15 protein-coding genes and 2 rRNA genes (1 of these 17 cut by a window edge) are annotated in these 26,439 nt (G+C 39.2%); 15 read left to right on the forward strand and 2 right to left on the reverse strand.

Annotation, left to right across the window (positions count from 1 at the left end):
- The 11 genes from SporoP17a_RS10255 to SporoP17a_RS10305 all read left to right on the forward strand — a co-directional run.
- Positions 1–1,122, forward strand: a 23S ribosomal RNA gene (locus tag SporoP17a_RS10255); it begins 1,808 nt to the left of the window's first position.
- A 73-nt stretch (positions 1,123–1,195) separates the two neighbouring features.
- Positions 1,196–1,311: ribosomal RNA gene (gene rrf / locus SporoP17a_RS10260) — 5S ribosomal RNA — on the forward strand.
- 485 nt (positions 1,312–1,796) lie between these two features.
- Entirely contained in the window at positions 1,797–2,603 is an 807-nt protein-coding gene (locus SporoP17a_RS10265) for a YihY/virulence factor BrkB family protein (RefSeq protein ID WP_083034547.1), read from the forward strand.
- A complete protein-coding gene (locus SporoP17a_RS10270) occupies positions 2,600–3,271 on the forward strand; it encodes a response regulator transcription factor (RefSeq protein ID WP_083034548.1) in 672 nt (223 codons plus the stop codon). The genes SporoP17a_RS10265 and SporoP17a_RS10270 overlap by 4 nt, the downstream gene beginning before the upstream one ends.
- Entirely contained in the window at positions 3,268–4,647 is a 1,380-nt protein-coding gene (locus SporoP17a_RS10275) for a sensor histidine kinase (RefSeq protein ID WP_083034549.1), read from the forward strand. The genes SporoP17a_RS10270 and SporoP17a_RS10275 overlap by 4 nt, the downstream gene beginning before the upstream one ends.
- A gap of 74 nt (positions 4,648–4,721) precedes the next feature.
- Positions 4,722–5,126 (forward strand): hypothetical protein, encoded by a 405-nt coding sequence (locus SporoP17a_RS10280; protein WP_083034550.1) that lies wholly within the window; start codon positions 4,722–4,724, stop codon positions 5,124–5,126.
- A gap of 155 nt (positions 5,127–5,281) precedes the next feature.
- On the forward strand, positions 5,282–5,938 hold the full coding sequence (locus tag SporoP17a_RS10285) for a hypothetical protein (protein WP_083034551.1): 657 nt from the start codon (positions 5,282–5,284) through the stop codon (positions 5,936–5,938).
- A gap of 139 nt (positions 5,939–6,077) precedes the next feature.
- Positions 6,078–6,698: a class D sortase gene (locus SporoP17a_RS10290; RefSeq protein WP_167693410.1), complete on the forward strand. Its 621-nt coding sequence runs from the start codon at positions 6,078–6,080 to the stop codon at positions 6,696–6,698.
- 109 nt (positions 6,699–6,807) lie between these two features.
- Positions 6,808–13,944: an LPXTG cell wall anchor domain-containing protein gene (locus SporoP17a_RS10295; RefSeq protein WP_083034553.1), complete on the forward strand. Its 7,137-nt coding sequence runs from the start codon at positions 6,808–6,810 to the stop codon at positions 13,942–13,944.
- Between the two features lie 129 nt (positions 13,945–14,073).
- Positions 14,074–14,721, forward strand: coding sequence for a GGDEF domain-containing protein (locus SporoP17a_RS10300; RefSeq protein WP_083034554.1), 648 nt, complete (start codon positions 14,074–14,076; stop codon positions 14,719–14,721).
- Between the two features lie 167 nt (positions 14,722–14,888).
- Positions 14,889–17,909 (forward strand): hybrid sensor histidine kinase/response regulator, encoded by a 3,021-nt coding sequence (locus SporoP17a_RS10305; protein WP_083034555.1) that lies wholly within the window; start codon positions 14,889–14,891, stop codon positions 17,907–17,909.
- Positions 17,910–17,946: 37 nt separating this feature from the next.
- Here the strand turns inward: SporoP17a_RS10305 and SporoP17a_RS10310 are convergent, their stop codons facing one another.
- The gene (locus SporoP17a_RS10310) at positions 17,947–19,071 is read right to left on the reverse strand and encodes a response regulator (protein WP_167693411.1); all 1,125 of its coding nucleotides are present in this window, start codon (positions 19,069–19,071) and stop codon (positions 17,947–17,949) included.
- Positions 19,072–19,290: 219 nt separating this feature from the next.
- Between SporoP17a_RS10310 and cls the strand changes: the two genes are divergently transcribed.
- Positions 19,291–20,745, forward strand: a complete 1,455-nt coding sequence (gene cls, locus SporoP17a_RS10315) for a cardiolipin synthase (protein WP_083036022.1) — start codon at positions 19,291–19,293, stop codon at positions 20,743–20,745.
- Positions 20,746–20,840: 95 nt separating this feature from the next.
- Here cls and SporoP17a_RS10320 read toward each other — a convergent pair whose 3' ends face one another.
- Entirely contained in the window at positions 20,841–22,979 is a 2,139-nt protein-coding gene (locus tag SporoP17a_RS10320) for a type IA DNA topoisomerase (RefSeq protein ID WP_083034557.1), read from the reverse strand.
- Between the two features lie 429 nt (positions 22,980–23,408).
- Between SporoP17a_RS10320 and SporoP17a_RS10325 the strand changes: the two genes are divergently transcribed.
- From SporoP17a_RS10325 to SporoP17a_RS10335, 3 genes are read left to right on the forward strand one after another with little or no spacing between them, the layout of a single operon-like run.
- Positions 23,409–23,864, forward strand: coding sequence for a tripartite tricarboxylate transporter TctB family protein (locus tag SporoP17a_RS10325; protein ID WP_158233841.1), 456 nt, complete (start codon positions 23,409–23,411; stop codon positions 23,862–23,864).
- A 15-nt stretch (positions 23,865–23,879) separates the two neighbouring features.
- The gene (locus tag SporoP17a_RS10330; protein ID WP_167693412.1) at positions 23,880–25,382 is read left to right on the forward strand and encodes a tripartite tricarboxylate transporter permease; all 1,503 of its coding nucleotides are present in this window, start codon (positions 23,880–23,882) and stop codon (positions 25,380–25,382) included.
- A 56-nt stretch (positions 25,383–25,438) separates the two neighbouring features.
- Positions 25,439–26,434, forward strand: coding sequence for a Bug family tripartite tricarboxylate transporter substrate binding protein (locus SporoP17a_RS10335; RefSeq protein WP_083034560.1), 996 nt, complete (start codon positions 25,439–25,441; stop codon positions 26,432–26,434).
- Positions 26,435–26,439: the final 5 nt, after the last annotated feature.

The raw sequence follows: 26,439 nt of genomic DNA on the forward strand, positions 1-26,439 counted from the left end.
TTAGCAAAAACACAGGTCTCTGCAAAATCGTAAGATGACGTATAGGGGCTGACGCCTGCCCGGTGCTGGAAGGTTAAGAGGAGGGGTTAGCGCAAGCGAAGCTCCGAATTGAAGCCCCAGTAAACGGCGGCCGTAACTATAACGGTCCTAAGGTAGCGAAATTCCTTGTCGGGTAAGTTCCGACCCGCACGAAAGGCGTAACGATCTGGGCACTGTCTCAACGAGAGACTCGGTGAAATTATAATATGCGTGAAGATGCGCATTACCCGCGACAGGACGGAAAGACCCCGTGGAGCTTTACTGTAGCCTGATATTGAATTCCGGTGCAGCCTGTACAGGATAGGTAGGAGCCTTGGATTCCGGAGCGCCAGCTTCGGAGGAGGCATTGGTGGGATACTACCCTGGCTGTATTGGACTTCTAACCCTTGCCCGTGATCCGGGCAGGAGACAGTGTCAGGTGGACAGTTTGACTGGGGCGGTCGCCTCCTAAAGAGTAACGGAGGCGCTCAAAGGTTTCCTCAGAATGGTTGGACATCATTCGCAGAGTGCAAAGGCATAAGGAAGCTTGACTGCGAGACCTACAAGTCGAGCAGGGTCGAAAGACGGACTTAGTGATCCGGTGGTTCCGCATGGAAGGGCCATCGCTCAACGGATAAAAGCTACCCCGGGGATAACAGGCTTATCTCCCCCAAGAGTCCACATCGACGGGGAGGTTTGGCACCTCGATGTCGGCTCGTCGCATCCTGGGGCTGTAGTCGGTCCCAAGGGTTGGGCTGTTCGCCCATTAAAGCGGCACGCGAGCTGGGTTCAGAACGTCGTGAGACAGTTCGGTCCCTATCCGTCGCGGGCGCAGGAAATTTGAGAAGAGCTGTCCTTAGTACGAGAGGACCGGGATGGACATACCGCTGGTGTACCAGTTGTCTTGCCAAAGGCATCGCTGGGTAGCTATGTATGGACGGGATAAATGCTGAAAGCATCTAAGCATGAAGCCCCCTTCAAGATGAGATTTCCCATTACGCAAGTAAGTAAGATCCCTCAAAGATGATGAGGTGGATAGGTCTGGGGTGTAAGTACGGCGACGTATGTAGCTGACAGATACTAATCGATCGAGGACTTAACCTATTATAAAAAGTAGTTACTTGAACTACACAATGTCCTTTATTCAGTTTTGAGTGAACAAGCTTTACTCAAAGAGTCTAGTAACGATGGCGAAGAGGTCACACCCGTTCCCATACCGAACACGGAAGTTAAGCTCTTCAGCGCCGATGGTAGTTGGGGGTTTCCCCCTGTGAGAGTAGGACGTTGCTAGGCACGCGAAGCCATTCCCTATGGGGAGTGGCTTTTTTGTGTTTCGTTTTTGCATTTAATAATAGAAAGAGTTGATTGGAACTTGATGAGTTCATACTTTATCCGCTCATAGATCTGGATTATTCGCTCTATTGCGCTGCTTAACCGCTCATTAAGTTGCGATCATCGCTCAATCCCTTCGCGTACCCGCTCAATGAGCCTGGAAATTCGCTCTATGCCCCTGCATATCGGCTCAATGAACTCCAGGAACCGCTCAATCGCCTCGTATATCCGCTCAAAGTGTCACAGTAGCCGCTCAATAAGTCATGGCAATTGCTCTATGCCCCTACGTATCCGCTCAAAAAGTCATAACAACCCGTACTACGGCCCACTACTCTACCTAAAAAGAACACTAAACTTTTATATAAAAGTTTATTTACCCTAATAGTCTATAGTTAGTTGGGGTATATTGGTAGTATGACACGTACGATAGCAGAGGAGGGGATTCTATGATCATGATGATAATTAAACGCTTCTTTAAAGAACGCTTTTTTGACCAAGCAGCGCAGAATGCTTATTACTTGTTACTTTCCATATTGCCTTTTTTACTAGTAGTATTGTCGATTGTGCAATTTCTTCCTTTGGAAGAGGCTAGTATTTTAGCGTTACTGCGGCCATTCGTGCCGGATGAATCTTTTCAGCTAATTGAGCAAAGTGTTCAGTCCGTACTCTATAAAAGTCACGGCAAGTTGCTTGCGCTCAGTGTGCTAGCTGCATTGTGGACGACATCCGTTGCGGTACAATCATTTGCACGGTCATTGGACATGGCAAATCGAAAGCTTCACCAGCAAGCTCTATGGATTAGTATAATCCGTAATCTTGGTGTAACCATTCTTTTCATGCTGATCGTTCCGATGTCATTATTTTTACCGTTGATTGAAAAGCTTATACATACTGTCATTGCATATTATGATGTGCTAGATGCATGGGAAGGCTGGTTGTATATATGGCCTAATATAAAGTGGGGTCTTGGCACGTTCTTTCTATTTTTGTTCTTTCTGTTATTTTATCAACTTATGCCAACAGGAAAGATGAAGTGGAAAGAAGCGCTACCGGGTGCCTTGCTTTCAGCATTTGGTTGGCAGTTCGTTTCATTACTATTCGGAGAGTATGTATCACGGGTGGATTATTCTAGGCTATATGGACAATTGGCAGGGATTATCATGCTTGTGTTATGGTTTTATCTAACGGCAGTGATTATTATTCTTTCGGGGTTATTGAATGCAGAGTGGAAAAAGAGGAGGCGGTCTAAATGAAAATCTTAGTAGTGGATGATGATATACATATTTTAGAGTTGGTTAGTATTCATTTGCGACAGGCGGGGTATACCGTTGTGAAAGCGATGAATGGATTAGAGGCGCTTGAGGTAGTCGAAAAAGAATGGCCAGACTTAGCGGTCGTGGATGTGATGATGCCAGGCATGGACGGTTATATGCTGACGAAAAAGCTTCGGGAAGATACGGAAATTCCGGTGTTGTTGTTGACGGCTAAAGGTGAGATGGAAGATAAGGAGCGCGGTTTTTTGGCTGGATCGGATGATTATTTGGTGAAGCCGTTTGAACCGAAAGAGTTATTGTTCCGGATACATGCAATTTTGCGGCGTTATGATAAAGCGGTGGACCGGATGATTCAAGTCGGTCCGATAGTGATTAATAGACAGAGTTATGAAGTATTGTTTGGTAAGAAGTCATTACTGCTGCCATTAAAGGAGTTTGAATTGTTGTCAGTGTTAGCTTCTCGTCATAGTCAAGTGTTTCCGCGAGAAGTGTTAGTGGAGCGTGTATGGGGTTTTGATTATGAAGGGGATGAACAGACGTTGAGTGTACATATCAAACGTTTACGCGACAAACTTGGAAAGCTTACGAATCAAGTGAAAATTGTAACGATACGTGGTGTTGGTTACAAGCTTGAGGTTTTGGAATGAAGTCGCTGTACGAAAAGTTTCTCGTCTTAACAGTTGGAATTATGCTAGCGAGTGCGATAGTAGCGTTTCTTTCCGTCAATACATATTATCATCGATACTTGAAAGAAGAGAACGATGCAAAGAATGTTCAAGTTGCTGAGCAAATAGCGTTGTTCATTGAAGCGAATAAGGGGATGGATTTGCCTGCATACTTCGACATGCTTGCTAGTACGGGGTATAAGTTACTCGTCAAATCACCTTCAGGGGCTTCAGCTATTTATGGGGAAGCATTTCGCGAAGATAACCTCGAGGACGAAGCAGTTCAGAAGGTCTATAGTGGGAAGGTTTATCACGGTATGCGAGATCTAAAGGCAGAGACGTTCGTGACGGGTTATTTCTCTAATGAGTCAGCTAATACTGTAGGCGTACCGTTTATGTATGGTGGTCAGACATATGCGCTGTTTTTGCGACCAGATATTAAAATGCTATTCACGGAAATTCATTATTTGCTTGGTGGCATGGTAATTGTCATGGCGATTATCAGTATTTTTGCGATGCTCGTCGTTGCGCACAAACTGATTGCACCGATTGTTGTGTTGACAAGAGCGACAAAGAAGGTAGGCGAAGAGCAGTTTACGAGTGAGTTGTCGATTGATCGACGTGATGAGATTGGGCAACTTGCAAAGAGCTTTCAACAGATGGTTGATCGGTTGAGTGAGAACGACCAGATTCGAAAGGCATTTGTCAGTGATGTGTCGCATGATTTCCAGTCACCTTTATTGAATATTAAAGGTTATGCAGACTTATTATCAGATGAAGAGCTACCCGCTAATGAACGGATACGTTATGCAGGAATCATTCAATCGGAAACAGAACGACTTTCGACATTGACGCAGCAATTGTTATTGCTGACGTCACTCGATCAATTAATCTCTCCATTGCAGAAGAAAATATTCCGTATTGACCAGCAAGTAAAGGAAACAGTACGGAAATTTCAATGGTTATTGCAAGAAAAGGAGATGTCGGTTATGCTCGAAATTGATGACGTTACGTATGAAGGGGATCCTGCTTTTCTGGAGAAAGTATGGGAGAATTTATTATCAAATGCATTGAAGTATTCACCAGATGGAGAAACGATCGATATTCGATTGACCGAGTACGAAAATGAAATCTGTTTCTCTATTGAAGATACGGGAATTGGCCTTTCACCTGATACTAAGAATCGAATATTTGACCGTTTTTATCGTGCAGATCACTCAAGAACACGTGAAGTAGAAGGGACAGGTCTTGGATTATCTATTGTTGAGCAAGTTGTACGGCTTCATGATGGTCGTATAGATGTAATCAGTGAGTTAGGTAGGGGTACGACATTCACCGTGTATTTACCTAAATTGTAACAGGCAGTTCATCTTCCGTTCATCTTGGGGTGTTATGATTAATGTAATAGAAAGTCGACAGGAGGAAATATCATATGCAAGAAAAATGGAGTTTACGATTGATTCGCGTTGCGGCGATTTTTGGTCTAATTGGGACAGTACTTGGTTCCCACATGGCGGGTGCAGGTTCCTATGCGTTCCGTCCAATTCACGCGCATATCTTACTAGTAGGTTGGTTGTCAGTATTTTCATGGGGTGTGTTCTACAAGATTTATCGAGTTCGTGCTAGAAAGCTATTAACATTGCAAGGCTGGACAGGGATTATCGGTGCGATAGGTTTAACGGCGGGTATGTGGTTACAGTTCATGCAACCCTTCAATGTCAATGAAGTATTCGCACTTATATTTTATATCGTAGGTGGTACGGTGCTATTAGTAAGTTTTGCTTTATTCGTAGTCGTAACATTTATGATTGAAAAAACACCTACTGCACGTCAATAAATAGTTGTCCAAGAATCCGGATCATACCAGGTTCTTGGGCTTTTTATTGTCGAATTATAGAGGAAAGTTTTTACTGATAATCAGTAGTTTCAACAAATATTTCACAACCCATATGGCATACTAGAGCAACCTAACAGATGAAGGAGCGAATGACTATGACTGCTCGCAATCGGTTTCACCTCATTATGATTTGTTTTACTGTCTTGATTGCTGGGACGTTGTTGATTAAACAAACGGCGAGTTCGGAACAACAAAAGATTGAAACGATAGGAATAGATTACGCCCAGATGAATCAATCCGTGGAAAAAGTGCTGAAAGATATGCCCGAAATTAAAGAAGAGCTGAAATCTATCCAATCGGGAATACATAGTAATCAGCTAGATCAATCATTTTCCATAAATAAGACAGAATTTCGTTTGCGTGTAAAAAATAATTTGACAGAGGAAGAGCACTCATCCCCATTCCTTAGAGGAATAGCGGAGAAGCAAACCGATCATTATCAGGATGCCTTAGACATTGCAGAGGAAGCTTATGGAATTACGGTAACGGAAGATGAAATAGATGCATATATTAAAGAGAACGTCTCGACGATTTGGGATGCAGAAAAACGAAAATATGCGAAATCGCTACAATTAACGCTAAATGAATTGGACTATCAATTTGACCGAGATATTTATGTGATGAATGTTCTGTGGGAAAGAGTACTGCCAATCGTAATGCAAGAGTTTCCGAGGCAGCGTGGTGAAAGTGGACAAGCGTATGGAAAGCGATTGAAAGAAGAATTTTTCAGTAGTAATGAAGACGCTGTTTAGAGATGAATTACTAAAATAGATTGAAGAGACTATTCATGACATAAGTTTAGTCTCTTTTTATTGTTGTTTAAGAGTTTTGTAAGAGGTTGTCATTATACTCGTATGAGTGAAGAATATGTCTATCAAGGGAGAGAGTGTGATGGCTCGAAAATGTATAGGTTGGGTTCTTGTCATTGCCGGAGTGCTAGTTGTTAGTTATCCAATGTTGAAGAATATAGCATACGATAAGCAACAACAGGAACTTCTTGAAGCCTTTGATCAGCTCGGTACCATGGAACCTACAGTTTTTGAGGATGAATCGAAGAATCCGACATCAGCAGAGGCCCCAACTGATAAGAAAAATCCTTCGCTAGAAGGCAGTCGTGGAATTGTCTCAATTGATAAAATCGATTTGAAGATGTTGATGTTCGACGGCGTCACCGAGAACGAGCTCGGAAAAGGTGCAGGCATCATGGAGCCACATAAAGACTTTACAAAACATAATGTCGGTCTTGCAGGGCATCGTGCAGTGGCGGATGGCAAACAGTTCAATCGACTTGGAGAACTGGAAGTAGGCGACGACATTCAAGTGAATACGCAGAATGAAATCTTGCATTACCGCATCACCGACACATTCGTTGTACATAAAACAGATGTTTCGGTATTAGAAGATCAAGAAACACCGCAACTCACACTCGTCACATGCACACCACTAGGTAGCTGGCATCCGCCGGACCGATTGATTGTGCAAGCAGAGCTTCAGGAAGTGGAGAAGCGTTAGCCGAATTATTTACATATAGATAAGGGCAACAAAAGGGGGACATATATTTGATGGATCGGCGGCTAATGACCGAGCAATATATAATGAAAAGAGAAGAGGCGAACGTAAATTGAAGAAACAGATACACATATTCATGCTGACACTTCTGATTTTGGGTCAGGCTATTCTGGGTCCAATCGATGCGAGTATGGCGAGTGCGGAAAGTTTTCCCCAGCCTACTTCGAGTGATGTAAGAAATGAAATGCAACAAAAAGAGGAGAAGAGAAATTCCGCTCAGGCGGACGAAGGAAAGGTCGAGTTTCCTGAACAAGATCCAGGTAAAGTTGAGGTAGTTAAACCTGAAGAATCAAAAGAACCTGTAAAGCCTAATTCAGAAACTGAGGGATCTAAAGACTCTGAAGAAAAACCAGAGAAACCTTCTGTAAATCCTGGAGAGAATCTGGAAGGAAATCCGGTTGTTAAACCAGAAAGTAATCCCGGAATAAAACCAGAAGTTAAACCAGAGGAAAAACCCGAGTCTCCGTCCGCAGATGACTCTGAGCCTGACGCAGTTGTGGATGAAGATGTAATGGAAGAAGAAAAAGATCTAGAGGACACAGACTTAGATGAAGAATTGATTGAAGAAAAGTTGGAAGAAGTAGAAATAGAAACGTTAGCCGCTGGAGAACTACCTGCCTCAGTGATTACCGGTACCAAGTTTAAAATTAATGGTACTTTAATTTCAGGAACAGGTCCATTCGCAGTGAAGAATGGAGACAACGCCACACTACAATTTAATCTGGAACTTGCAGCTGGTCATACATATGGTCCAGGTTCTACATTAAAATATACTTTGCCCGAAGTCTTCAAAGGCATTACATTCTCCCTAGGAACTAATTTTGGTGGACTTGGTGAAATCACGAAATCCGGAAGAGAAATCACGATAACATTTAATGATTCGATTATTGATGAACATGGTGTAGGAACAGCACTGGAAAATGCCAAGTTTACTATTGGTGCAACATTAAAGAGTGTAGACAATGAAACTAATCAAAAGGTAGAATTACCAGGAAAACAAATTATTGAGTTAAATTTTGCGCCAGTGAATGGGAACTCCATTACGAAAGAAAGTGGTATAGCAAAACCTAGTGCTACAAATAGTGAATTTATTGAATGGGAAGTAATAGTAAATACAGACTTAAAAGCAAATGGAACAGTGGCATTCAAAGATACGTTAACTACCAATACCGGTAGTGGACATATTTATGATCAAACTTCTGTCGTGATTACTGAACTTTCTATGAAGGCAGACGGTAGTTATACAGAATCTGCAACTGGATTAACTCCAACATTTGACGGAGCTAATAAAGTAATGTCCTTAAATCTGGATGGAACAAAAGCGTATAAAATAAAATATAAAACTATACCAGAAGATCCGGGTAATAATGAATCTGTGCAGTATCAAAATAACGCAGAATACGGCAATGCGAAAAGCGGGACTAAGTCTGCCACAGTTACTTATGGTACACCTCTTAAAAAGAGTGTTTCTAAGAGGCCAAGTGGTTCTGACTTAGCGACAGAGTGGAAAATTGATTATAACTTCAATAATCGTACCATTTCGAAAAATGATGCTGTACTAAAAGATACATGGACTACAAGTGGTGGTGCGGGTTCTGGAAAACAAGTTTTATCCGACTTCAATGTATATAAAGCAGATGGAACTACACCCGTTGCTGCAAACGTATATACCAAAACGGACAATGGTGACGGTCAAGGATTTACGCTTCAATTCAATCAAGAAGTGACTACACCATATGTCATTAAATATAAAACAACACCAAGTGATATATTCGCTGCACAAGATTTCAAAGTAACCAATACGGTTAAACGTGAAGACATAAAAATTGGCGATAAGACTGCGTCACAATCTTATACCAAGAAAAGTTTTGTCTTGAACAAGACTGCTAATTCAATTGACTATGAGGCAAAAACAATTAAGTGGAGTCTTACTGCCAACCAAGCAAATTACAGTTTGGATGCCAACTCTGTTTTCGAAGATGAGTTCACAAATAGTAATATGACTTTGCAGGAAGACACGCTTAAAGTAACAGTTGGGGGAGCTAGCTTAACAAAAGGCACTGATTATACTGTCACTGATATTTCAAAGAACGGATTTAAAGTTACATTATTGAAGGCCGTTGATAAAGAAATAAAGATTTCTTATACAACTGATTATGATATAAGAGATATCGGTACGAATACTCGTACATTTAAGAATGATGTTGTACTGAAAGATAGTGGATTGCCTAAAGATCCATCAGATTCTGCAGAGGTATCAATCAAATCGGAACAAAAAGCGAATGGAAAAAAGGAAGGGAAGTACAACTATGCAACACAGGAATTTGAGTGGGAAGTAGAGGTAAACTTTAACTACAACAAGTTTACTAACGCTATCTTTGAAGATGTTTTACCAGATACTCAAGAGGTCACGGATATACAGGTCTATTCAGGAACACTTAATTCAGCTGGAAACTTCCAACAAGGTACTGCACTAAGTGTTACTAATATTGCTAATGAACCTAACAAAATTACATTGGATTTAGGAGCTATTACGACTCCACATAAAGTGGTCTACAAAACTAAAGACAAAGATGGAGTTTATCCAGTAACTAGAGGTAATATTACAATTACAAACCAAGCTAAGCTAACACAGGACGGTAATCCTGACTTAACTTCTTCTTGGACAAAAACAGTACGGGTTAATTATACAGATAAATTGATCAATAAAACCGGAGTACAAGTAGGCGGTACGGCAGGAATCAAGTGGAACTTTGAATTCAACTATGCACAATCAAATCTGCAAAAAGTAGTTATTACAGATACAGTAGGGGCTAGCGATGGATCTCCTGATCAGATTATAGATCCTGATTCATTCAAAGTATATGAAGTAGCCTTGACAGGTTCAGGATCAAAGCCATCAATAGGCAAAACTGAATTAAAAAGCGGATACACGCTAAATATAGATAACAAGACTGGTAAATTCACATTGACTCTTCCGGATGGTAATAAAGCGTACTACGTTGAATATGAAACTACTTACTTCGGACCTAGTGGCGCGAATTCAAATGCTACAAATAATGTAGAAGTGAACTATATAAGTACTGAAGGATCGAATGCTTCTGATAGTTCTCCAATAAAAAATTTCACGTATGGAAACTCGGGATTAACGACTAAGGTTCCATTCGTTGCCATTAAAATTGATGGAGTAACTGGTTTGCCAATGGCAGACGTTACATTTACTCTATTCAGTGAGTACAGACCAGGAAAAGCACTAACATCCGCGAAAACAGATGCGAATGGAGTATTTGACTTGGGGATGAACTTAACTGAGGGGAAATATACTTTAAAAGAAACTACAGTAGATGGTTATGATAATCCTGGAGATATACACTTCACTTTACATCGCGATTCTGTCCAAAAAAGTGGAACATACGCAGGAAAACAAATTGTAAACATTGAAAACTTCCCAACAGGCTACGAAGACAAGATATGTAAAGAATTTGTTCTAACAGCAAAAGATGTAGACGGAATCCCAGTTGCGAATAAAGAACTTACATTAACAAACAAAGCAACAGGCCAAGTCTCAAAAATCACAACAGGTACGGACGGATCAGTTAAGATTCCTTCCAGTGGAAACACTAAGATCAATGCAGGGATGTATACTGTAACTACTGCAGACAATACCGTGTTAAAAGATGTCGAAATAAATTACACGGAAGATTGCGCAGCATCTGTACAGCCAGCTCCAACATGTGATGCGTTTACGATTACAGTGCAAGATAAAGATCTAACTGCACGTCCAAACGTTTCTGTAACATTAAAACATACAACAGACGATTCAGTAGACCTGATTACTACAAAAACTACCGATGCCGGTAAAATTAAATTACCTTCAAAAACAACTACAGCAGGTACTTATACTGTGTACGAAGGTAAAATACTTCTCGGTCAGGTGAACGTCACATATAAGAGTGATTGTATCGCATCCGTAGGCGAAAAAGCACAATGTGAAAACTTCACGTTAACGGTGATAGATGCAGACGGAAAGCAGCTTGTTAATAATGTTACTATAAAGAAAGCTGATAGCACTGATAAAGCGATAGTAGGTACAACAACTGCTGAAAACACACTATCTTTTGAGGCGCTTGCACCAGGTAAGTATGATGTATATGAAGGTACTGAAAAATTAGGTAGTTTCACAGTGAATGATGAATGTGAATTTGTATTTAAGCAGGAGTTAAAATGCGAAGAATTCACAATTGTAATAGAAGATATAAAAGGTGAAATACGACCAAATCTAACTGTGAAATTAACACATAAAATGGATGGCACTGTAATTGAAAAAACTACTAATGCTGCAGGTAAGATTGAATTACCTTCAACGACTACAGCAGGAAATTACACTGTGTATGAAGGTAAAGTATTCCTTGGGGAAGTAAATGTCACGTATAAAGATGTTTCTTGTCAGGATGTAGTAGGCGAACTATCTAAATGTGAAACATTCACGTTGACAGTAAGAAATGCGGATGGAGAATTACGTGAGGCAGGCGTCGACATGAAGATTACAAAAAAAGATGAGACTGCTGAATTCAAAACGATCAAAACAACTACTGGAGGTATAGTTTCTATTCCGGATCTTCCACCAGGAGAGTATGACGCTTATGAAAATGGTGAAAAGATTGGTAGTTTTTCATCGAATGATGATTGTGCAACTGAATTAGAATTAATATTAACATGTACGAACTTTACGATTATCATTGAAGATCAAGAGGGTGCAATTCGTCCGAATGTTACTGTAACTATGAAGTATAAAGATGATAGTGCAGTAAATACAATGACTGCCAAATCAAATAAGGATGGAAAAATCGTATTAAGCATAGATACTAAACCAGGTATTTATAAAGTTTATGAAGAAAAACAATACGTAGGCGATGTAAAAGTCACATATTTAACTGATTGTGAAGCTTCAGTAGGCAAAATGGCAACGTGCGAAACATTTACGTTAGCAGTAAAAGATGTTGACGGAAAGTTATTTCCAACTGGAACGGAAATTACTATTAAAGAAAAAGGTAGTACAGATACATTTAAAAAAGGAATAATGGATGCGGATGGAAATGTTTCACTTCCAAATCTTCCACGTGGAAATTATGTTGCATATGTTGGAGAAGAGGAACTTGGTAATTTTACATCTGATGCTGATTGTATTGCGACAGTTCAACCACTACCAACATGCACAGACATCACAATTACTATTAAGGATCAGGATGGAAAACCTCGTGCTGGTACGATGATATCAGTGAAGAAGGAAAAGAAGAATGTTCCCTTCTATACATCCAAAACAAATGCTCAAGGTGAAATGAAGGTTCCGCTAACTGATATTCAAAATGCTGGCGGTCTGGGTAAATACTTTGTTTATGAAGGCGATTTGTTTATTACAGAAATTGAAATAAGTTATAAAGACTGTATAGCAGAAGTTTCAGCAGCTCCAATATGTGAAGACTTCACGTTAACAGTTAATACTTTAGGCGGAAGTGCACGTCCAAATATTGATGTTGTAGTGAAAGATTCAACAGGTAAGAATGAAATTGCAAAAGGAACCACTGATACAAATGGTCAAATTAAAATTCAAGGGAAATTAGGAAAAGGTACGTATCATGTATACGAAAATAACACGTATATTAATTCATTCACAGTGACAGATACATGCTCTGCAACTGTTCAACCGGTGCTACCAACTCCAACGCCAACTGTCTGTACAGACTTTAAGCTAACTGTAATACAAGATGGAGATAAAGTCGGTGAAGGTGTGGAAGTGGTATTGAAGAATGGAGATATAGTAGTTGCTAAAGGAACAACAACTATTACAGGAGAAGTCACAATTCCCAAGTCAAAACTTTCACATGGGGAATATGATGTCTATGTAAATGGTAAGAAGATTGAGGGTGAAAAAGTTAAAGTAACGGATACATGTCACGACACGATTACCATCCCATCCATCCCGGCTTGTGAGAACTTCACCTTAATGATCAATGAAAACAATAAACCGATCGCAAAAGGTAAAGAAGTTATCTTGAAGTCAGGAATAAAGGAAATCACAAAAGGTAAAACAGACATAACAGGAAAAGTAGTATTCCCAACCAATGTTAAGCACGGGGAGTATGATGTAATTATTGAGGGTAAAAAGATTGGAACGGTTACGGTGGAAGAAACGTGCGAAAGCACAACTTCATATGCTCCTGTATGTGAAGACTTTACTGCAATCGTAACAAAAGACAGTAAACCAGTAAAAGATAAAGAAATCATCTTGAAAAAAGGCGACAAGGAAGTAACAAAAGGCAAGACGGATAAAAAAGGCAAAGTAACATTCCCAGGTAAAGTACCGACAGGAGATTACGATGTCTATGTAGAAGATGAAAAATCAGGAAATATTAAGATTGAAAATCCTTGTGAAGAAGGAACAATTGTATTGGCTCCAACTTGTGAGGACTTTACACTCACAGTGTATGAAGACGGTAAACTAGTAGGCCCGGGCAAACAGATCACGTTGAAACAAGGTAAGACAGTTAAAGCGGTGGGTACTACAAATGCACAAGGTGTAATTGTGTTTGATATTACAAAATTACCTAAAGGTGAGTATGATGCATATCATCAAGATGTAAAAGTAGGAAAAGTGAACGTTACGAATACATGTGAAGAGACGTTAACTTTATTGACTGCGCCTGTGTGTAATGAGATTACTGTTACAATAACGGAAAATGGCAAGCCAGTAGCAGCAGGTAAGGAAGTTGTCCTGAATCAAGAAGGCAAAGAAAAAGCAAAAGGGATAACAACTACGGATGGTAAAGTAGTATTCCCCGGGAAATTACCGAATGGAAACTACGATATATTTGTAGACGGCAAGCTAATAAGTAAATTGACACTCACAGATTCTTGTGAAATTTATATTGAAATAGAAAGTGCTTCAGGCAAGCCAGGTACACCAGTTGTACCAACAGTTCCAAATAAGCCAAGTACTCCGAACACGCCAAATGGCACTGTTAGTAGTATGGGTCCAATCAGCAGTATTACTGGAAGTGGAAACACGAACGCTTCTTCAGGTAGTAATTTACCTCAGACAGGTGAAGCGTATCCAGTCATTCCGATTGCACTAGGAATTTTGCTAATTGTAGGCGGTGCATGGGTTTTACGCAGAAAGAAGCATGCGTAAAAAATAGTAGCAACATAAAGGTCGGTCTCTTATGAGGCTGACCGTTTTATGTTAAGTTTAAGAGTTTTATAAGAGTTTAAAAGTATACTATATAAAAGAGTGATATTATCTTATAAAGGGGAGAACCATATGGCTTCTTCAAATTTCATATATGATTTAGATAAAGAAGGATATCCTTCAGGTAAATTTAAGAATATGTCAAATGGGTTTTACCAAGTACCCATTGCAAGTTTTGACGGAACCTCAAAAGGATATAGTCGGGATGTAGAAAAAGAAATGCTTTATTGGCGAAAACTTGCTTGTCAAGATGATTTGACGAAATTGCCAAACCGGAGAGCATTCTACTTCATTATTGAATCCTATCTTCAAAAAGTAGAGCATCGATCAGAAAAGGTCGTGTTTTTTTATATAGATATTAATCAATTTAAGTTGATTAATGATACGTACGGACATAGTGGAGCGGATGAAATATTGAGGGAACTAGGCAGCCGATTGCAGACATTGTCTCTTACGAAAGAAGTTTTTCATTTTAGTGGAGACGAGTTTGTCATCATCTATCGTTATCAAGATAATTTTCAATCAAGACTTAGTGAAATCCAATCCATTTGTGATAAACCATTTAAATTGGCTAATGAAGAGATAGATATACGTATTAGTATTGGAGCAAGCTTATATCCAACGCACAGTACAGATGTTGCTACATTGCTTCAATACGCTGATTCAGCTATGTATGTGGCAAAACGAAGTAAAAGTAATACATTTTGTTTGTATCACTAAGTATATGTTAAAATCTTTTGAAAGGTATATTACTGTGTATATGTACAAATTAGGGTGTGCTATGAAGAAACTGACGAGCTATATTACAAAGTAACTTAGACAGTACTACAGAAACTAGGAGGACAATCCATTGCATAAAATGAAAAAAGTCATCATATGGAGAGCGTGTGAATAAAAAGTTTTGGCTGATTGTTCCTTTTTTTATCGTGATTTTAATTGCTTTTCGATTAATCTGGATCGATTCTAACCAAAGGACTTACACAGTCACGGCTGAAAATGGAGTGATAGATCTACGGGGGATGGGTGATTTATCTGAGGATATATTGCTAAACGGAGAATGGCAGTTTTATGCGGAAGAGTTTATTACTCCAGGCGAAAGTTCCAAAAAGGTACCATCATTGATTCAAGTACCCGCTGATTGGCAAGAACAATTTTCAGGTAACACGTCCTACGGTTATGGAACATATCGTTTGAAGATTTATTTAGATCGAGATGATACGAATATCTATCGATTGTATGCGAAGGACATCGTGTCTGCTTCACGTTTTTTTGTGAATGGTGAAGAAAAAGTACAACTCGGAAAAACAGCAACGAATAGGAAGCAGGAAGAAGTCGACTATCGTCCCCAGACATTGCAGCTAGAAAGTAAAGCAGGAGAAATTGAACTTCTCATTCATGTATCGAATTTCCATTCATTAAAGACAGGTGGTATCATACAGCCGATGAAGTTTGGAGAGTGGTCGGCTGCAGAGCGATCTGTATTTAAGGAATATGGCTGGCAACTTGCACTTATGTCTATTATATGTTTGCATAGCGTATATTCATTTCTAATTTATCTCCTGTTCTCACGGAGGAAGGAGATGTTATACCTCGCTTTGTCTTTTCTTTCTGTTGCCATCGCTATTGCCATAGCAGATGATAAGTTACTGTTGTATTTTTTCCCCGAAATTTCATTTGCAACTTGGTCAAAAATGAATATACTCGTCTATTCAGGTGCTGCTTATTTAGTAGTATTGTATACTAGAGCTTTAGTAGATACTGTAAAACATCCCTTCAGCAAGAAGGGACGCTATTATTTCCGAATTATAGGTATAGGATATGGGATATTTGTTATGTTGACGCTGTTGTCAGTAGAAATTGATGTACTATTTCTCTATGCGTTGATGATTTTAATCCCCTTGCCGACTCCATTTCTTATGTACCGGTTATCAAAACGCGAAAAGGAGAATTTTATCTTCTTTTTACTTGCAGCAATTAGTTTGATGTCCAGTACTATATGGGGGTTGTATAAGGCACAAGTAATGCCAGAATTACCATATTACCCGTTTGACATGCTAATTAGTATTATACTATTTGGATTGTTTTGGTTTAAACGATTTTTCATGGAAACAGAGAAAAGTCATAACCTAGCCGCTTCTCTACAAGAAGAAATTCAGCAAAAGGATGAGTTTCTGGCCAATACATCGCATGAATTACGGAATCCTCTTCATGGCATCTTGAATATTACGCAGACAATCTATGATAGTGAACAGGACAAATTGTCGCATGAAACAAAGCGTAATCTGGAAACGCTTCTATCTGTTGGTCGACAGATGACGATAATTTTGAATGATTTGCTAGATAGAGAGCACTTGAAAGATGACAAGTTCCGACTGAACCAGCAAAATATAAAAATCTTACCGGTTCTGATCAATGTCTTTGATACACTTACGTTTATGAAAGAGGGTAAATCTGTATTACTTGAACACTCAATTCCGGTTCAATTTCCTAACATCAAGGCGGATGAAAACCGAATATATCAAATTCTACTTAATTTAGTTCATAATGCAATCAAGTTTTCAACTGAGGGAACTGTTCATGTTTCAGCTGAAGTGCAGAATAAAATGGCCGTTATTCGGGTCTCCGATGAAGGTATTGGGATGTCTCCAGAGGATGCAAATATAATATTCAAACCTTATAAGCAGGCGGAATCTGGCATTGCTTCCACGGGTGGAGGGGGATTGGGGCTAGGACTAAGTATTTGTAAACAATTGATTGAGATGCATGGAGGAGAGATAAGAGTAGAAACGAAAGAGGAGAAGGGTTCTACTTTCACATTTACACTACCTCTTTCAGAAGATCAACAACAAAAGGACAATATTCCTGTTCCAGATATGGTTCAACAAAAATTAGAACTTACAGATTCAGTATCAAGTCCAGCAAATAATGCTACCGAACGTATTTTAGTCGTTGACGATGATCCAATGAATCTTCAAATTATTAAGCAGATGTTAAAAGCGGACGGATATTTAGTTGTAACGTGTACCTCTGCAAAAGAAGCGCTCAAAGCGATTGAACGGGATCGTTGGAGTCTAGTGATATCGGATGTTATGATGCCTTACATGTCGGGTTACGAGCTAACACGTGAGTTACGTAAAGGATTTTTAATGGCGGAGCTCCCCATTCTATTGTTAACTGCTCGGACCCAGCAAATAGATATTCAAATGGGATTTGAAGCAGGAGCTAATGATTATGTTAGGAAGCCAGTAGAGAAGATTGAATTGATCATGCGTGTACGGGCGTTGACGAATCTAAATCAGACGATTGCTGAGCGGATACAAATGGAAGCGGCATGGTTACAGGCACAAATACATCCCCACTTCCTATTCAATACACTCAATACAATTAGTGCACTTGGCGAGATTGATCCGGAAAAAATGGTGAAGTTATTAGATAAATTTGGCACCTATTTGGAGCAAAGTTTTACAATTCAAAATCTCGCATCGACTGTCTCGCTAGAGAAAGAACTTGAACTAGTAGAAGCATATATATATATTGAGAAGCAACGTTACGGAGACCGTTTGCAAGTTGAGATGGATATTGCGCCAGTCCAAGTTGAAGTGCCACCCCTATCCATCCAAACACTAGTGGAAAATGCGGTAGAACATGGTGTTCTGAAGCGACCCGAAGGTGGTACGGTGTGGATTAAAGTATCGGAACGTGACGATGCGGTAGATATATCGATTTCTGATAACGGATTGGGAATGGAACAAGACTTGGTGACGCTTCTGCAAGATGATACAAATATGCAAGCGGGTGTGGGCTTACCAAATACGCATAAACGGCTTCGCCAGTTAGGATATTCAGGATTAACCATTGATAGTATACCAAATATTGGGACGGTCATCCAATTCTCTATAAAAAGATAAAAAAGGAAGAAAATCGTATGGATTTTCTTCCTTTTTCTCACATATTATCACATAATACTTGGTTAAATAATTTATTGGTCGATTGACTAGGGGATATACCTAATTCCTCAATCAATTTCTCTTTGAAGTGATGATATGCCTTGATGGCCTCTGTTCTTTTACCTTGTTGTAGATAATGTGTTAGAAGTTGCTGTAGAGCTTGTTCAGAGTATGGATCCAATTGAATTAAACGTTCCAGTGAAGATTGGATGTGGGTGGTATCTTGTGCAGTTCTGTAATAACTAATCATCAGGTGTAGCAATTGTATCGCCTGTCGTTTCATACGTTCAGCATGTGTGTAGGACCAGTCATAGCCTTCTAATTCCAAGTAATCACCTTCATAATCTCGAATGCTTTTTTTAAACGAATCAATAGAAGACCCTGTCGCCACGGTGTGTTGCTGAACGAGTTTCTCCATTTCCAGTGCATCACAGTAGAAGTTTGATAACTTCATACTATAGCTTTGATTAGTGAAAACAATCACTTTAGAAAAGCCTAACGATTCCAATGTTTTTCGTAAATGGGAAAGAGCGGTATGTAATTGTATTTTAGCTTTTGCATATTCAGTATCCGGCCAAAGTGTCTCAATCAGCACATCACGGTGGATTGATTCTTTATGATACGTTAAGAAAAAGGCGAATAGTTCTTTGATTTTTATCGTTTTCCATTTAACTACCTCTTGTTTATATTGAACGATGAATTCTTGAAAACATTGGATTTGCAATAGTTCTCCTGATTCAGTTTGTGGAACAAATACAGAAGAGAGCGAATGTGTTAATCGCGCAATGGTATTTTCAAGACGTTCATTCTTTAGAGGTTTTAGTAGGTAGTCAATAGAGTTCAATTCAAACGCTTGGATTGCATAGTCACGGTAAGCCGAAACAAAAACAATTTTAATCGTTGGATCTATACTTAATAAGTGGTCGGCCAAATCGATTCCATCCATTCCTGGCATGGAGATGTCCAAAAAGGCTACGTTAAAAGAAAGATCTTGTATATCGTCGAGTAAATGCAATGGGTTGGTAAATGTTTTAACAACTTGTACTCCAGTGAATGTTGCCAGCTTATGTGCAAGTAGTTGCAAAGCTAACGGTTCATCATCTACTAGAATGGCACGAATCATATAGACCGACTCCTTTATAGAATAAATAGTACTTCTAGTATATGCCATATACTATCGTTTTTGTTTTATTAATAGTAGGTTTCTAGTATTTATTTGTAAATACTCTAGTTTCTATTGATGAAATATCAGCGTGAATACATGCCATATGCTATATTAAAGACTACTTTCTAATGAAATGGAGCGGGAAAAATGATAGAACTTCAAGAGATGTTGCTTGGTATGAAATTCGGTAATATCCTTACACTGCTCTTATCTATCGTCACAATCCTTAATATTCTACTATTAGCATGGGTTTTATTTATCGAAAGAAGGGATGTAGGAAATACGTGGGCATGGATTATGGTTCTAGTATTCCTTCCCATTTTCGGCTTTTTTATTTACCTGTTCTTTGGACGAAGTTTAAAACAAAAAAATTTCTATAACCTTTCCGTTGCAGAAAGAAAAGCTGAAAAAACGGAAGTGGACAAACAACTGCGACCAGAAAACTTGGCCAGACTAGAAAGCAATCCGTTATTAAAAGAACATACCGAATTAATCCACATGAATCTGAAATCTTCTCATGCACTGCTCTCCAAGGATAATCATATTGAAATCTTTGACGACGGACACAAAAAGTTTGCTGCAATGTTTGAAGATATTAGCTCTGCAACAAAAGAGATCAATATCCAGTATTACATTATTCAATCCGATTCTCTCGGCATTAGATTGCGTGATCTGTTGATTCAAAAAGCGAAAGAGGGAGTAAAAGTACGGCTCTTGTATGATGAGGTAGGCTCGAAGAAAACACCGCCCAGGTTCTATAATGAATTACGTGCAGTGGGTGGAGGAGTGGAAGTATTTTTTCCATCCATGTTCCGACTAATAAATTTCCGTGTAAATAATCGAAATCACCGAAAGCTGTGTATCATCGATGGTGAAATTGCGTATATTGGTGGTTTCAATGTTGGAGATGAGTATCTTGGTCTTGATAAGAAATTTGGTTATTGGCGCGATACCCACCTCAGAATTAGGGGTGGTGCGGTCAATCATATTCAAGGGAAATTCATTCTAGATTGGCATCAAGCAAGTAAAAAAGAGCTGGGGGATTTGAGAGAATACTTGTTCCAGACTGAAGAACAGAACGGCACAAGCCCAGTGCAAATCGTTTCAAGTGGGCCGAATTCCGAGACGGAACACTTAAAAAATATGTACATCAAATTATTACTATCTGCTAAAAAAACTGTCTATATACAGACACCGTACTTTATTCCAGATACAAGTTTTATGGATGCCTGCAAGATTGCATTGTTATCAGGGATTGATGTGCAGATTATGATTCCATGTAAGCCAGATCATCCTTTTGTCTACTGGGCGACTTGGTCGTATGTCGGTGATTTGCTGGATTATGGTGCGAAAATATTGTTATATGAGAACGGCTTTTTACACGCGAAGACGATTGTAGTGGATGAGGAAGTGTCGGTAGTAGGGACTATGAATATCGATTCACGGAGCTTCCGATTAAATTTTGAAGTGACTGCGATTGTCTATGATAAGAAGGTAGCAAAACAACTGACAGACTTATTTAGTCAAGACACGAAACTTAGTTCTGAGCTAACGAAAGAACGTTATGAAGAGCGATCATTACTGATTAAGTTTAAGCAATCAATTTCTCGGTTATTGTCACCAGTACTGTAAAGGGGTAAAGAATATACTATACTAGTTTGCATAGTAACAAGATTATATAAAAAAGAAGCAGCCTTGTGCTGCTTCTTTTTGTATCAGTAATTCATTTACATAAAGACTAAGTTTAGTTTACCGTCTTTTAGCTCCAAGGAAGCATCAAACTTTTTCCCATCGGCTGAAGTGAAGCCTTTGATGACATTCGTTTGTCCTTTAGTACAAAGCAATTTTACTTGGGGCACCGTTAGTTTCTTTTTCAAGAAGAGCCCTGGGAACGTTTGCTTACAACCATTTTTATAGTTACTACAGCCATAGAATTTTGGATGTTCAATAATATTTCCTTTACCGCATCGTGGACAGGGAGCTACTTCAGTTCGTGTATAGGAACCTTTGCCCGATGAGGGACGTGGAGGTAGCACGATATCGATCGTCTGTTTTTCGAGCTGAACAGGTACATCTTCAATCAGTTTTTGGATAAACTTCGATACGCTACCTAAAAAGTGCTGACCTGTACCTTCACCATTTCCTATTTTCTTTAAATACGTTTCCCACTTCGCTGTCATAGAAGGACTAGCAAGAAGACTACCTTCAATGGTCTGGCATAGTACACGTCCTTTATCGGTGATAGAAACAATGTTTTTGGATACAGAAATATAGCCGTGCTTTTTAATCGTCTCGATAATCCCACTCCGTGTAGCTTCGGTTCCAAGGCCTTCTATTTCTTTTAAGATATTCGTCTCACTTTGATCTTCCACCAATTTCCCACATGTTTTCATCATCGCAATCAGCTGGCCTTCAGTGTAAGGTTTGGGTGGCTGAGTTGCACCTTCTTTTATGCTGATTTCACTTTGTACGGCCTCCTTGGGCTCAAGTGGAGGTAAGGCGGGTTCTTCGGAATCCTTTGCTCTCTTTGGTGCAACGAAAAGCTCTTTCCAACCTTTATCACGTTCAGTCTTACCTGTCGTAAAGAACGGCAATCCGTTGACGTCAGTAGTGACCTTTGTTTCGGTATACAAATAATCACGGTGGAACATAGCTAGCGTCGTTCGAATGACTTCTTCATACAGATTACGTTCGAGAGGTGACAACTTTGTCAGTGCTGCGGATGTAGGTAGTTTTTTCGTTGGAATGATTGCGTAGTGCTCTTGAACTTTTGAGCTGTCCACATAGCGTTTTTTCGGTGTACGTGATGCCACCTCAAATGGCTGGTCAATCAACTTCTGATAGTCTTCTATTGCCGCTTCCAAATATGTGAATTCGCTCGGTGTAATATGCCTTGTATCTGTTCTTGGATACGAGACGAGTTTTTTTTCATATAGAGTTTGCATCGTTTTTAATACAGTCGCAGGACTCGCTTTCCACCGTCTATTGGCAGTCGCCTGTAAGGTAGAAAGGGAGTGCAATTGTGGCGGTGGTGTTCGTTTATCTGTGTTCGTTAACTCGGTAATGACGCCAGGAGTCCGCTTGGTGATATTACGACTGTTTAAGGCTTCTGCAATTAATTCTCGCTTCGGTTCTTTTAATTTAGCTTTTCCTTTATATATTCCTTTTTCTGCAGTAAATATAGCTTCAGCTTCAAAAAATGGTTCTGAGACGAATGTCTCAATCTCACGCTGGCGTTGATAGATTAAATAAACGGTGGGTGATTGAACACGACCAATAGGGAACACTTCCTGAACTCCTTTGGCTTTCAACAGCAATGTATAGAGCCTAGAACCATTCATGCCTACGAGCCAGTCGCTGATTTGCCGTGCTTTTGCTTCTTCATAGAGTTGTAGATCTTGTCGATTATCCCGTAGATTCTCAAAGCCTTTACGTACTTCATCCGATTCCAGCGAGTTAATCCATAGTCGCTCAATCTTCTGGTTGCGAGCCCCGGTCATGTAGTAGATGGAGTAAAAGATATTGGATCCTTCACGATCCACGTCACATGCATTAATGACATGATCTGTTGCACGAATGAGCTTCTTAACGACCTGAAATTGCTTATACTTTCCCGGGGCAACTTGAAACTCGTATCGCTCCGGCAAAATAGGCAGGTTGCCAAGCGACCAGCGCTTCCATGCAGGGTTGTATGTATGTGGTTCTTTTAACTCTACTAGATGACCGACGCCCCACGTAATGAAGGCACCTTGTGGAAATGTTTGGCATGGTTGTATTTCTGTATAGCCGTCATGTTTGCGGGTAGTGAATGCATCCGCGTAGGCTTTGGCCTGGGATGGTTTTTCTGCTAGGATGACTGGTTTCATAATAACACCTCTTTCAATGATCAGATGGAAATGTTAGTTCTTATATTATCGCATAAGAAGTGAACAAAGACACTCAGATTTAATTGGAATTCTTAAACTGTAAAGGTTTAGTGTTCACCTTGAAAGTGCTGAAGAGAATGCTGTTTTCAATAGAAAACTTATGTGTAATGTATTGTTAATTGATGATTTAATTAAGAATAAAAATAAGTTTGAGGAAACTGTTGGGAGTAATAAAAAATGTCAGCGTTGAATATCCGGTAGTTTATATGGAAGTATTAGAATACCGGTAATTAGAAGAGTTATATTAAAATAAAGATGAATTATAGTTGTAAAATTTGAAAAATAAAATATTGACATGGATGCAATCGTCAGTTACAATTTTCGTATTAGTAAGTGAATTCCGCAAATGAAAAAGATGAGGTGAATACATTGAATTCAAAAGCGTTGTCCTTAATTTTGTTAGTAGCGACTGGTTCGATAGGTGTCATATATTATCTTTCGACTAACAGTCTTAGAAGATTGACAGGTTCAAGCTCTAATGAAATAGGAGCAGATTACTTTCCAAGGCTATTGGCAATAATTCTTGTTGCTTTAACAGTCTTAAGCATAATACAAACACTTTTAGAAAAAGAAAGTGAGAAGATAGATTTAGGAAACTGGAAAATGGTTGTAGCCACTTTAATTCTTACACCTATATACATTTCTTTATGGGTGTTTGTCGGTTACTTCTATATTATAACATTTGTATTTTTATTCGGTCTGATATATATATATCAAGCAGATAGAAAGTCAAAGAGAATGTTGATTATAAATACTATTACTACATCCTCTGTTCTTGTCATGATATATGTGTTTTTCGGTTTACTTTTAGACGTAACATTTTAGGGAGGGGGGGATATTTTGAGTTTTTTAGACTTTGATTTCACAACTTTGTTAACGCTTTCAAATTTAATAGCAATATTTGTTGGAACTATCGTAGGATTAATTATTGGAGCATTACCAGGGCTAGGTGCAACAATGGCAGTAATTTTTTTACTACCATTTACTTATACAATGGAACCAGTAGCTGCTGTTTTGTTATTGCTAGCAGCCTTCCAAGCAGCCGAATATGGTGGGTCTATATCTGCAATTACATTAGGTATACCGGGAACTCCGGCAGCAGTAGCAACTGCTCAAGATGGTATACCCCTAGCAAGAAATGAATCTCCAGGTAAAGCTTTGGGAATCTCACTAAATGCGAGTGTAATTGGAGGAATTGTAGGCGCGCTGTGTTTAATTTTTTTTACAGAACCATTTGCAAATTTTGCGTTAAGACTATCAGATCCGGAATTTTTCTTGTTAGGCTTGATGGGATTGATTGCAGTAGCGTCAATCAGTACGAAAGGTGAAATGACAAAAAGTCTCATCTCGGTTGTTCTTGGATTAATGGTAGGCACAATCGGTATGGACATGTTTACCGGTCAACCTCGTTTTATTATGGGGCAATTGGAACTAATGGAAGGTTTAGGAATTGTCGCTTTACTAATTGGAATATTTGCGATTCCTGAAATTTTGAGAGTGGTAAAGGACGATTTACACACTCAATTTGCCTCTCAAGCGAGTAATCTCTCGACAAAGTTAACAAGGAAAGATATGAAGACGATTGCTAAACCAGCTGGAGTAGGTTCAACAATCGGGACAATTTCAGGTTTATTACCGGGATTAGGAACTGTAGCGGCTGCATGGTTCTCATATATTGCCGCTAAAAAATTATCCAAAAGTCCCGAAACGTTTGGGAAGGGAAACCCGGAAGGTATTGCTGCACCTGAATCGGCAAATAACGCGTCAGTTGGTGGAGCGCTTATCCCGTTATTTGCACTAGGGATTCCAGGTTCAGTAGGAATAGCAGTAGTTATGAGTGCATTTATCGTCCACGGTATCCAACCAGGTCCACGAATCTTTACAAAAGATCCTACATTAACATATGGCATACTATACGGTTTCTTACTAACAACACTTGCATTATACATAATTGGAAGATTTCTTACTCCTTTATTTGCAAGAGTGTTAGTAGTACCAAATTCTTTTCTTATGCCAATTGTTTATGTAATCGCTATAATTGGTGGATTTTCAGCTACTAGCAGATATTTTGATATATGGTTATCGCTAATTCTAGGGCTTATTTCACTTCTTTTTGTTCTATCCCGCTTCTCAATTGCTGCATTTGTTATGGCTTTTGTATTGAGTCCGGTCATTGAAGTTGGGTTAAGGCGATCTTTATTAATTTCGGGAGGTAGCTACTCTATTTTCTTTACAAGACCCATTTCATTAATATTACTAATCATCATTATTTTAATGTTAATGACACCGGTGTTTCGAAAGCTTGGTGAACGACGAAAACGAAATAAATTAGACAGTAATTAAAAAGAGCATTAAAAGATTAGAAAACAAAACTACTAAATAATAAGGGGGATACATCATTGAAAAAATTCACAGGAATTATTTTGTCAGCAATATTGTTGTTAATAGTCGCGGGGTGCTCAGGTAAAGCTGAATCCAATTCAAAAGATGCAGGATCAGGAGAGGGAAATTTTCCGGAAAATTCAATAACAGTGTTAGTTCCTTATGCTCCAGGATCGTTTCCCGATAATAGTGCTCGTAAACTAACGCAGCTAGCTGAAAGTAACTTGCCGAATGGTCAGTCCTTTAATATTGAAAACGTTGAAGGCGGCGGCGGAATTATCGCTATGACTCAGTTAATGAATGCTAAGCCAGACGGTTATACGATAGCTTATGGTTCAGTATCTCATGTTAGTGTGCTACCACATATGGGAGATGCATCATTTACTCATGATAGTTTCCAACCGATTATGAAAGATTTCGCACCCATCCCTTTACTGATGGTACGGACTGATGCTCCATATGATAACTTCGATGAATGGAAAGAATATGTAGAAGCTAATCCTGGTAAATTCTCCTATGCAACGACTGGACCAGGTAGTATTTCCAACTTGAACATGGTTGCTGTAGCAAAAGAACTTAATCTTGATGTTAAAAACATCACATATGAAGGTGGTTCACAAGGGATTACAGCGTTATTAGGTAAGAATATCGATGGGGCAGTTGTTATGCCGAGCGATGCATTAGAACATATTGAGGCTGGAACGTTAAAACCTATAGTTGAATTTGGCCCAGATACAGAATATGAAGATGCGAAATCGCTCGGAGACTTAGATCTGCCAGAAGGTGTACAGGCCTTCAGTATGTTGTTTGCACCGAAGGGAATTCCAGAAACAGAGCTAGAAGTATTACATGATGCTTTTAAGAAAGCACACGAAAGTGATGAATACAAAGAATACACAGAAAATATAAATGCGAAACAGTTTTATTTAAATCCTGAAGACTCGCAAAAAAATGTTACAGAAACGCATGAGTTAGTTGGTAAACTCTTAAAGGAACTCGGGGTCATTGAATAAATAGA

The sequence above is a fragment of the Sporosarcina ureae genome, from assembly GCF_002082015.1.
GTDB lineage: Bacteria > Bacillota > Bacilli > Bacillales_A > Planococcaceae > Sporosarcina > Sporosarcina ureae_A.